General features: G+C 38.9%; 10 protein-coding genes and 1 pseudogene. 7 read left to right on the forward strand and 4 right to left on the reverse strand.

The window, feature by feature from the left end; genetic code table 11:
* Positions 1-144: 144 nt before the first annotated feature.
* Positions 145-894: a hypothetical protein gene (locus IQ259_RS26055; protein ID WP_193888886.1), complete on the reverse strand. Its 750-nt coding sequence runs from the start codon at positions 892-894 to the stop codon at positions 145-147.
* A gap of 240 nt (positions 895-1,134) precedes the next feature.
* Entirely contained in the window at positions 1,135-1,548 is a 414-nt protein-coding gene (locus IQ259_RS26060) for a secondary thiamine-phosphate synthase enzyme YjbQ (protein ID WP_193888893.1), read from the reverse strand.
* 391 nt (positions 1,549-1,939) lie between these two features.
* Between IQ259_RS26060 and namA the strand changes: the two genes are divergently transcribed.
* Positions 1,940-3,007, forward strand: a complete 1,068-nt coding sequence (gene namA, locus IQ259_RS26065) for an NADPH dehydrogenase NamA (RefSeq protein ID WP_193888894.1) — start codon at positions 1,940-1,942, stop codon at positions 3,005-3,007.
* Complete coding sequence (locus IQ259_RS26070) at positions 2,964-3,401, forward strand: PD-(D/E)XK nuclease family transposase (RefSeq protein ID WP_228014797.1); 438 nt, start codon at positions 2,964-2,966, stop codon at positions 3,399-3,401. The genes namA and IQ259_RS26070 overlap by 44 nt, the downstream gene beginning before the upstream one ends.
* Positions 3,402-3,418: 17 nt before the next feature.
* Here the strand turns inward: IQ259_RS26070 and tnpA are convergent, their stop codons facing one another.
* Positions 3,419-3,832 carry an IS200/IS605 family transposase gene (gene tnpA / locus IQ259_RS26075; protein WP_193888887.1) on the reverse strand — a complete coding sequence of 138 codons (414 nt, stop codon included), beginning with the start codon at positions 3,830-3,832 and terminating at the stop codon, positions 3,419-3,421.
* Between the two features lie 178 nt (positions 3,833-4,010).
* Here tnpA and IQ259_RS26080 point away from each other — a divergent pair.
* A pseudogene (locus IQ259_RS26080) lies at positions 4,011-4,481 on the forward strand (ISKra4 family transposase); the annotation flags it as partial.
* On the opposite strand, the gene IQ259_RS26085 reads toward IQ259_RS26080, so the two are convergent.
* A complete protein-coding gene (locus IQ259_RS26085) occupies positions 4,464-5,297 on the reverse strand; it encodes a hypothetical protein (protein WP_193888888.1) in 834 nt (277 codons plus the stop codon). The pseudogene IQ259_RS26080 and the gene IQ259_RS26085 sit on opposite strands and share 18 nt — an antisense overlap.
* Positions 5,298-5,398: 101 nt before the next feature.
* Between IQ259_RS26085 and IQ259_RS26090 the strand changes: the two genes are divergently transcribed.
* The 4 genes from IQ259_RS26090 to IQ259_RS26105 all read left to right on the forward strand — a co-directional run bounded on the left by IQ259_RS26090 (position 5,399) and on the right by IQ259_RS26105 (position 9,398).
* Positions 5,399-5,704 carry a CRISPR-associated protein Csx3 gene (locus IQ259_RS26090; protein ID WP_193888889.1) on the forward strand — a complete coding sequence of 102 codons (306 nt, stop codon included), beginning with the start codon at positions 5,399-5,401 and terminating at the stop codon, positions 5,702-5,704.
* A 36-nt stretch (positions 5,705-5,740) separates the two neighbouring features.
* Positions 5,741-6,658: a CRISPR-associated protein Csx3 gene (locus IQ259_RS26095; protein WP_193888890.1), complete on the forward strand. Its 918-nt coding sequence runs from the start codon at positions 5,741-5,743 to the stop codon at positions 6,656-6,658.
* A gap of 68 nt (positions 6,659-6,726) precedes the next feature.
* Positions 6,727-8,022 carry a Card1-like endonuclease domain-containing protein gene (locus IQ259_RS26100; protein ID WP_193888891.1) on the forward strand — a complete coding sequence of 432 codons (1,296 nt, stop codon included), beginning with the start codon at positions 6,727-6,729 and terminating at the stop codon, positions 8,020-8,022.
* On the forward strand, positions 8,019-9,398 hold the full coding sequence (locus IQ259_RS26105; RefSeq protein ID WP_193888892.1) for a hypothetical protein: 1,380 nt from the start codon (positions 8,019-8,021) through the stop codon (positions 9,396-9,398). The genes IQ259_RS26100 and IQ259_RS26105 overlap by 4 nt, the downstream gene beginning before the upstream one ends.
* Positions 9,399-9,500: the final 102 nt, after the last annotated feature.

Genomic DNA, 9,500 nt, shown 5'->3' on the forward strand with positions numbered 1-9,500 from the left:
TTGGGCGCGGGTCAGATTGCTAGGGTATGCTTTACTCATGTTGCTCTCTCAGTGCTGTCTATTATCTATTCACAGCATATACTGAGAGAGTTTTTTTACCACCTCTTAGACTTTTAAAACAGCCTCTAACAGCACTTTTACAAATCAGCGTCTTTGCTGTTGAATATTCAACTGTAATGCTAACTGCTGACGTATTTCCTGAAAAGGCTGATTCCATACAGGCTGAGTATTCCACTTCCAAGCTGCTATGGGGATTAGTCCCTCACTAGCAAGATAAGTGAACAGACGATATTCATCTTCTGGTTCGCGGGAGAAAGGAAAAGGATTACGAAAGCCGGTGTCGCACAGTTTATAATGTGTCACTTGATCGAGATGAATGCGATATATGAGTTCTTGCCCTTTAGCAAGTAAATAATCTAAAAAGATTAGACTAAAAGGCTCTAAATGTGCGCGAGTTTGTGGTTCTTTTTGTACCCATCTTGCCCATTCAAAACCATACATAAAATCGTGAACATAACAGAAGCGGATTTCCTGTTTCATGCCAAATAACTTGCTGAGAGTCACCATTTTGTTAGCAAAAGTCTGTAAAAAAGCAACAGCATCATCTCCCATAGCTACAGCTTGCTGCACGATACTGCTCACCATAAAATCGCAATCCCAAAAAATATTTTTGGGAAAATTCTCTAATTGAGCATCCAATATGAGTTCTAATGTATTTTGCAAATTTGATATTAGTTGAATATTAGTAGTTTCTTCTGCAATTAAATTTCCTAAATCAGCAAAGCTCGTAATTAATTTTTTTTGGGGATTGAGTGATAAAGGATTAACTAACTGCTGGGACAGAAATTCATCAAGAATTTGAAAATTATAAGTAGAAGGCAGGTTTTGCTTCATACAAATTTAACTAGCCTCAGCAAATAATATATTTAATTTTATTGTCTTTTACCTCAAAATGCCTATTAATATTAACTAAATATAAATATTATTAAATTTTGTATTGTTTTAAAAAAAAGCCACAATTTATGCACCAGACTTAGGGCATATTTAGATGCAAAAGCTTGCAATTTTTAACTCTTTCTCTGCGGCTCTGCGTGAAGTAAAACAAAGAATAAAAACTCACAAGCTATATTCTAATTAACCAGAAATGTGAACAACCAAATCTCGCGTATGGCTGCGCTGGCGATGTTCCCAAACGTAAATCCCCTGCCAAGTACCTAATACCAAATGACCGCGATTAATAGGTATATGTTCAGAAGTATGAGTCAAAGCTGAACGGATGTGTGCTGGCATATCATCTGGCCCTTCCGCATCGTGGATGTATCCACCCGATTCTGGAACAAGTTTGGCCATAAAGTTAGCTAAATCTATTAATACATCAGGATCGGCATTTTCTTGGATTACTAAACTAGCGGAAGTATGGCGTAAAAATAAAGTGCAAAGACCAGTTTCTACGCCCGACTCAGAAACTATAGCTTCGACTTTGGCAGTGATATTGTGAAAAGATTTACCAGTAGTAGAAACTCTCAGGAGCTTTTGGTAATGAGCCATCTGTACAGTGATTAATTCTTTCACTAATAATATAGACTTTCTTAGGCAATTAGCTGCAACGTTTAGCCATAATTTGGCTATATTATTGAATGGATGATACCAAGAAGCATTATAAATATTTTTGTGGTTATTAAGTGATGGCGATCGCGCACCAAAATTCCAGTCAGAGTTTGACGAAAGATGAAAATTTTAGTCTTATCTAGTAGACACTTCAAGCAAAATAGCGTGAGCAAGTTTTAATTGTCTATTTTGATTAATTATCGATATTTTTTATAAAAATTTACAATATTTTTAGCAACACTTGCAGAGTAATTATACCCGCGTTTGTGCTTTCGGACATTGGCTATCAATCAAAGTTTCTCTAACCCAGCAAGCGAAGGAAATCATCTCAATGGCACATCTGTTTGAGGCGTTTAAGATTCGTGAAATCACCTTTCGCAACCGCATTGTTGTTTCACCCATGTGTCAATACTCTAGTACAAATGGGTATACTAATGACTGGCATTTAGTACATTTAGCTTCTCGCGCAGTTGGTGGTGCGAGCTTAGTTTTCACAGAAGCAGCTGCTGTAGAACCGCGTGGGCGAATTAGCCCGCAAGATTTGGGTATCTGGTCAGACGAACACATAGAAGGTTTAGCCAAAATCGTTGAATTAATTCATCACTTTGGTGCAGTTGCAGGTATTCAACTCGCCCACGCAGGGAGAAAAGCCAGTACAGCTAAACCCAGTCGTGGCGGAAAAGCCTTAGATGAATCTCAAGAGGGTTGGCGGCCTATAGTTTCTAGTAGCGCGATCGCATTTAGTAAAGAAAGTCCCGTACCAGAAGCCTTGAGCATCGCTGGAATTCAACAAATTATTCAGGACTTTATTGCCGCAACTCAACGTTCACTACAAGCTGGCTTCAAAGTTATCGAAATTCATGCAGCCCACGGCTATCTACTACATCAATTTCTCTCACCCTTAGCTAACCAGCGTCAAGATGATTATGGTGGTAGTTTTGAAAATCGGACTCGTCTATTGTTAGAAGTTATTGCAGCTGTGCGCCAAGTATGGCCAGAAGCCTATCCCTTATTTGTCCGCCTCTCCGCCACCGATTGGAGAGACAAAGGTTGGGACATTGAACAAAGTGTTGCTTTAAGCGATAAACTCAAATCTTTGGGTGTAGACCTAATTGACTGTTCCTCTGGGGGGATTATTCCCGGTATCAACATTCCCATCAAACCTGGTTATCAAACTCAATTTGCCGAACGTATCCGTCGGGAAGCCAATATCCCCACAGGTGCAGTCGGCTTAATTACTTCTCCAGAACAAGCTGACCAAATTATTCAAACAGAAGTAGCAGACTTGGTTTTGCTCGGACGCGAATTACTTCGTAATCCTTACTGGCCGCATCTAGCAGCTAAAGAACTGGGACATGAGAAACTTTGGCCAGTACAATACGATCGCGCCTGGATGTAGTATTAAAATGCCGGAACACGATCGCCTGTTCAAAGAATTACTCTCGACTTTTTTCATCGAATTCTTGGAGTTGTTTCTACCTCATCTCGCCAGCACAATTGATCCAAACTCCATCCGCTTTCTACCCCAAGAATACTTTGCCGATTTGACAGCAGGGGAAGACAAATTAGTTGACTTGCTGGTTGAGGTGCAGCAAGCAGGAGAAGAAGTCGGCTTTCTGGTACATATCGAAACCCAATCTTACGCCGAACAATACTTCCCGCGTCGGATGTTTTTCTACTTTGCACGGCTTTATCAGAAATATTTGCAGCGTGTCTATCCAACAAAAAGCCTCAAGGGGTCGCCCATCATACCAGAGGTTGATGGGTGGGGAATTGAGGCAAAGATTCTGTAACGGAACAAAGTGAATCCTTATTGATGAGGTGATTGTTGTTGTTGCACATATTGTTTTAACTGTTCAACTGTGACCCCACCACAACTAGCGACGAAGTAAGAACCTGTCCAAAAAACAGGTTTTGTATACACTTGACTCAAAATAGATTCAAACTCTTGGCGAATTAATCGACTAGAAACAGTTTTGAGATTGGCAATAAATTTACTTAATTCAATTTGTGGATGGTAACGAATGAGTAAATGTACATGATCAACTTCACCGTTAAATTCTACTAATGTGCATTCCCATTTGGTACAGGTATCTTTAAATATGTCTGCCAGCCTAGATAGCATAGGCTCATTAATTACTTTTTTTCGGTATTTAGTCACAAAAACTATATGAACAGTAAGAGAGTAAACAGAGCGAAAACCTTTATCATATAACTCTTCCATCAATAAGCAATAAATGATATACTAACATTATGATTTTAACTTACTGCTACCGAATTTTACCTAATGCCGCGCAAATAGCTTTAATGTCAATGTCATGCCAGAAGTAGGAGTTTTTTTATCGAAAATGTTACGGGAGAAAACAGAGGATACAAACGACAGATAAAAAGTATGATTGGAAAACTGCCAATCACTTGCTCCTATCTTGACCTGCATTGGCGATGGACATGATGGTATTTGGAATATTGTGCGCGATTTTGCTCCCGAACACCAGCGTCGGGAAGTACTTGATTGGTTTCATCTCATGGAAAATCTACACAAGATTGGCGGTTCCAATCAACGGCTCAATCATGCTAAAACCCTTCTTTGGCAAGGAAAAGTTGATGATGCTATCGCTGTGTTTGCCGACTGTAATCTCAAACAATCCAAGAATTTCTGTGCTTACCTTGAGAAACATCGACACCGTATTGTTAACTACCAATATTATCAAGCTGAACAGATTTGTTCCATTGGTTCTGCTGCTATTGAGTCTACTGTTAAACAGATTGATCGTCGAATTAAAATTTCTGGCGCACAATGGAAACTTGATAACGTTCCTCCAGTCTTAGCTCATCGTTGTGCCTATCTTAATGGATTAATTTTTGCTCGCTAAATAAAAACTGGGATGCACCCCAACACACGTCACAAAATTACCTATCCTGGCGCTGTCATAAATTAGTTTGATCGGGGGTATAGGTATCTTTGTCCATAGTTTTCTGAACTCATATTGCCAATCATCAACTAAGTCGAGAGTGCTATGGGGAATGACATAATCTAATTGCAGAACAAAGCGTTGTACTCCGTTAATTTTTTGGGAGTGATTTTCTGCAAACCCCACTAAATCTTCATGTAAAAAGTTCAATTCATAAGCACTCAATTTGCTAGGCTTAGTTTCATTTTTAGACGTAACTGGACGTGGTGGAAACTCGCTCAAACGGTAATATTTTTCATTTTTATATACCAGCCAACCCAACTGAGCTAAGATTTCTAAATCACCTTGCAAAGAACGACGAGTTACAGCAAACAATCTTTGTTTTAATACTTCGTTTAACTTGGATTCGTTTATATTAGCGTGAGCTATCAACAATTCTTGCCACTGTTCATAAACAATCCCTGTTTTTTCGTTGAATAACCACTCCTCTGTTGTTTTGGCACACGGACAATCAGGATCATGTAGGCTAGGAACTTTTTCTCCTTTGGAGTGAGTGGGACTAAAAAATACGTCCCGCCATTCTGCATAGGTGAAGGAATCACCTAAAACTAAACGTTCTTGATGATCACCGTAAAGCGATGCTCCTTCAAAGCCGTATAACGATCGCAACCATACCCACAGTCGAATTGCTCGCCCCAAGTTTTGTTTGAGTGAACCGCGTGCTAACCATTGCAGTAATTCAACTTGAGGAACATCTTGAAATACTAATTCAGACACTCAGGGAATCTCAACATATAACTTTATTTAAGATACACGCACTTGGAAGAAGTATCTTCCAAGTGCGTGTATGATGTACCCATCAAATAAGGCGAAGAATAATGAGTACTTACAAAATCGAACTAAAAGAAGGAATTTTACGTGTAAGTTTTGGTGAAGCTGCCAAAAATGACCAGATTGTACGTGATGCAGCCGCGCGGTTGGAGGAAATGGCCACATCAGATGAACTCCCAGGAGGGCAATTACTTAAGATAAATGGGCCTATTTCTATCCCTGTAGCATTTGTTTTAGCACACAAACTTGCTCATATATATGGGGCAGTTGCCTTTTACGATCCTAAGTTAGGTAAATATGTGATTTGTATTACACACAATCCTTCGTATAAACTAGGAGACTTAATTGATTGATCAAAAGAAAGAAGGGTGTAACTACCAAGAAATTATATGACAACGTATCACATCAAACTAAAAGACGACGTTTTGAAAGTTGGGTTTGGTGCGACACTTGCTACAGGCGATCGCATAGTCCGCGATGTAGCTGCCAAGTTAGATGAGATGATAGCTACAGGGGAATTACCCGGTGGTGGTCTCATCAAAATCAATGGACGAGTTTCAGTATTAGTTAGTCAGGTATTAGCAGATAAGTTAGGGAAATTGTATGATGCGATCGCTCTATTAGATCCCAAAATAGGCAATCCAGGTATAGATAGATATGTAGTCACCATTAGCAGATATCCCCAATATCAAGTCGGGGATATTTTGGATGTAGTGCGAGAATCTCACCAAACCAACCTCAAAGTTGTATTGTGTGGCTTTGCGAATACCGGAAAGACTTGCTTTCGAGATGGATTAAAACAAGCACTATTGCAGATTCCCGACGCACCCGAATCATACTTTATTTCCGGCTGTCCCGATGGCGATGGTTCATGGTACAGCGAAACCGCCAAGCGTGATCCTGATTTAGCCACCGAGTTAAAAGCACGATACAAAGCTGGATTTAGCGCAGAGTTCGCCAAATTGAAGGCGCAGGAAGTCAGAAGTATCAATACTCCGATATTCGTCTTTGATATTGGGGGAAGAATCTCCGACGAGAACCGCTTGATTATGAAAGAAGCTACCCATGCGGTGATTTTAGTCAAAGATGAGTCTGAGATTGCGCCTTGGGAAAGGTTGTGTGATGAGTTGAGGTTAGAGGTGGTGGCGATCGTTTTTAGCAATTTCTTTGGGAATAATGATGTGGTTGAGTCGGAAACGCCGATTTTACGTGGTAGGGTTCATAGATTACAGCGAGGTGAGGATGTGTCACAGCGTCCAATTATCCAAGCTTTGGCGCGGTTGTTGGTGGGGTTGAGTGGGGGGTAGGGGGCGATCGCTCATTAACTGCTTAGTTATTGATGAACACATAAATTTAAAACGTGAGGCAATTTATTATGACTACATCTGATTTTGATAATCACAAAGTTGCTCATCTATTTCTATTAGTAGGTGAAAATCCTTTACCTAACTATGTAACAGCAAATTTGTTACTAGAAAAAAATGGTACTTTATACCTAGTACATACGACTGGTACAGAAACTCAGGCTAAACGTCTGAAAAACATCCTTGACAGAGACGAAGAAGGAAAAGGTTTCCAACCAACGCAGTTAATCTCTCTTGGTAAATATGAGTCTGATGCTTATCACATTCAAGATGAAATTTGCCGCAAAATTAAAGGTTTGAAGAATGGAAAAACCGGCTTGAATTATACGGGCGGTACAAAAGCAATGGCGGTACACTCTTACAGAGCAGTATTGAGCCAATTTCGACCTGATACTGTCTTTAGCTATCTTGATTCACGTAGTTTGGAGATGTGCATAGATAGAGAGGATAGAGAGCGTATTCATATTAAAGTAACACCAGATGTGCTTAAAGTAGACTTGAAAAAGATTTTTGAATTGCATGGTTGGAAATGGGGTTCAGATCCTATAGATGAGCCTAAACTAATTAAAGCTGCAAATGCTTTTGCAGAATTTCATACAAAAGAAGATAGTGTAACCGCATGGCGAAACTGGTGTGATCAGATTCTCAGACCAGTAACAAAAGATAAAAAATACAGATGGTTAAAGGAAGAAGAGCTTAAAAAAATTAATCCTTTAAGCTTAGAAACTGTAAATTCACAACCTCAAATCAAAAGTGCCTTAATTGAATTGGGATTAACAGAAGAAGAACTATCTCTTGAGGTTGTCAAAAAACAAGGATTAAAAAAATTAAAGCACGTTTGTGAATGGCTCGATGGTGAATGGCTAGAACATTATGTTTTGCAACAAGTTAAAGAAATTTCTAAAAAATGGTTAATCCACGATAGTGCAACTTCATTTTGGATTTTTACTGAGAATAATCCCAAGGAAAATAAATTTCAATTTGATGTAGCTTTCATGAGAGGTTATCAACTTTTTGCTATTTCCTGCACTACAGATAAAAGTAAGCAAGTATGTAAATCAAAACTTTTTGAAGCATACATTAGGGCGCAGCAATTAGGCGGATCTGAAGCACGAGTCGCTTTAGTGTGTTGTGCCAGTCAGAAAGATGTAAATGCTCTACAAACTGAAATAAGCAATGTTTTTAGTTCTGACTCTAATGCAATAATTAAAGATTACAAAATCGCCGTTTTTGGCGCAGATGTTCTCATGAATTTATCAGAAGAAATTGATACTTGGATTTACAAAAATGATGAGGATGCGAAATGAATAAATTCACCATAACCGTAATAGATACATCAGGGATTCAGGATTATATTTTCAGCAGTAACCGTCTGCGCGAAAATATTGGAGCATCTCATTTAGTCTCTGAAGTAACAGGTGATTGGGTAGAAGAAACTTTAGATAAATTAGGTGTTCTAAAAAATCAACAACAAGAACCGATTGAAACGAGCGGATTTGATGCTGAAATGGTCTATGCAGGTGGCGGAAACACATTGATAGTATTCAAGTCACGAGAGATTGCTATAAATTTCACTAAAATATTGAGCAAGCGAGTTTTAGAAGAAACACCTGGAATTAACCTAGTAGTTGCTCATGCTGACTTTGACTGGGATGAAGATAATCTCTATCAAGTAGTTAAAGATTTGATGGAAGGAGAAATTGACCGCCGAAAAAATGAGCGTATTGCTTCAGCACCATTACTAGGTTTAGGCGTGACAACTACTTGTAATTCTACTCAACTTCCTGCTACTGATAGAAGTAATAAATATATTCAATATGGTGATGATGAAGAAGCAGATAGCTACTTTATATCCACTGAAACTAAGCAAAAATTAAAAGCTGTCAATAGAGCAAATAAAAAACTGCAAGAAATGTTCGCTGATGTAGTTGACGGCGATATTTATCAGTTCCCCTACCGAACAGATCATTTAGGACGTTCTGAAAGGGAATCTAGCTATGCAGCAATTGTTCATGCTGATGGTAACGGGATGGGTAAACGGTTTCAAAAATATGGTGAAGATGCAAAAAATAATAGAGACTATATCCAAAGAATGCGCGATTTTTCTAAAAGTGTTAACGAGGCAGGTAAAAATGCACTAAAAGCTGTTGTGCAGGCAATTACAAAGTCAATACAAGAAGGAAAAGTTGTAGGTAAACTTGGAGAATTTCAACTCAAAAACAAATATCTTCCTTTCCGTCCTTTAGTTTATGGCGGTGATGATATCACGTTTATTTGTGAAGGAAGATTGGGACTAGAATTAGCTGCTTTATTTCTTCGAGAATTTGAAAAACAGGATGTTGCAGATGGTGAAAAATTGACGGCTTGTGCAGGTGTTTGTATTGTTAAAACTCACTATCCTTTTGCAAGAGCTTATAAAATCAGTGAGGATTTGTGCAAAGAAGCTAAGAAATTTGTTAAACAGAACAAAGAATTTGAGCCAGATGGATTTTCAGCAATTGATTGGCATTTAGCAGCAAGTGGTTTACTCGGTTCAATTTCTGATATTCGCAAGCTTGAATATCAACCCGTTGATAACAAAGATATTTTGCATTTAGAAATGCGTCCTGTGCGGTTGAAAAAGCATAGTAGTGAGTGGCGAACTTGGGAAGGTTTTACCCCTGTTGTGTCACTATCGCGGTAGTATAAGGATGTAAAAAGCCCAGAACGAAGACACAGAGCATGGTAGAGCCTCGTCCACCCAAACAAACCGTCAAATTTGTGGATGAATATTGTCTTTGGTATA

This window comes from Fortiea sp. LEGE XX443 (assembly GCF_015206815.1).
Taxonomy (GTDB): domain Bacteria; phylum Cyanobacteriota; class Cyanobacteriia; order Cyanobacteriales; family Nostocaceae; genus Nostoc_B.

Coding starts and splice junctions, on each gene's coding strand:
- IQ259_RS26055 (WP_193888886.1), bottom strand. CDS start 894: ATGAAGCAAAACCTGCCTTCTACTTATAATTTTCAAATTCTTGATGAA.
- IQ259_RS26060 (WP_193888893.1), bottom strand. CDS start 1,548: ATGGCTCATTACCAAAAGCTCCTGAGAGTTTCTACTACTGGTAAATCT.
- namA (WP_193888894.1), top strand. CDS start 1,940: ATGGCACATCTGTTTGAGGCGTTTAAGATTCGTGAAATCACCTTTCGC.
- IQ259_RS26070 (WP_228014797.1), top strand. CDS start 2,964: ATGAGAAACTTTGGCCAGTACAATACGATCGCGCCTGGATGTAGTATT.
- tnpA (WP_193888887.1), bottom strand. CDS start 3,832: ATGGAAGAGTTATATGATAAAGGTTTTCGCTCTGTTTACTCTCTTACT.
- IQ259_RS26090 (WP_193888889.1), top strand. CDS start 5,399: ATGAGTACTTACAAAATCGAACTAAAAGAAGGAATTTTACGTGTAAGT.
- IQ259_RS26095 (WP_193888890.1), top strand. CDS start 5,741: ATGACAACGTATCACATCAAACTAAAAGACGACGTTTTGAAAGTTGGG.
- IQ259_RS26100 (WP_193888891.1), top strand. CDS start 6,727: ATGACTACATCTGATTTTGATAATCACAAAGTTGCTCATCTATTTCTA.
- IQ259_RS26105 (WP_193888892.1), top strand. CDS start 8,019: ATGAATAAATTCACCATAACCGTAATAGATACATCAGGGATTCAGGAT.